1 protein-coding gene is annotated in these 260 nt (G+C 39.6%); it reads right to left on the bottom strand.

Going from position 1 to position 260, the window contains the following annotated elements; translation table 11 throughout:
• Window positions 1-5: 5 nt before the first annotated feature.
• On the bottom strand, window positions 6-260 hold a 255-nt coding region (locus AAEZ03_RS27935; protein WP_350583171.1), incomplete at its 5' end, for an endonuclease/exonuclease/phosphatase family protein.

Genomic DNA, 260 nt, shown 5'->3' with positions numbered 1-260 from the left:
TATTCTTAGTTTTTACCATAACTGTTTTGCAGCTGAAGATCTTCGCCAAACCATTCATGCTGTGATTGATCAGGATATTCGTTGTATTGCATATTGCGCTTAAGATTCTGACCTTGTACCTCTTGCAAACACAGAACGTCCGAGCCTATACCCTCAAGCGCATGGGCAATACCTTGCATTTTTACTTGCCGATTCATAGGCGACATGCCTTTATGAATGTTATAGCTGGTTAGAACAAAAGAGCTTGTATTAGTCATAAA

It is taken from the genome of Pseudomonas sp. HY2-MNA-CIBAN-0224 (genome assembly GCF_040310285.1).
Classification (GTDB): Bacteria; Pseudomonadota; Gammaproteobacteria; order Pseudomonadales; family Pseudomonadaceae; genus Aquipseudomonas; species Aquipseudomonas helleri.
The sequence above is the reverse complement of the archived record's forward strand: the minus strand, read 5'-3'. Positions and strand labels throughout refer to the sequence as shown.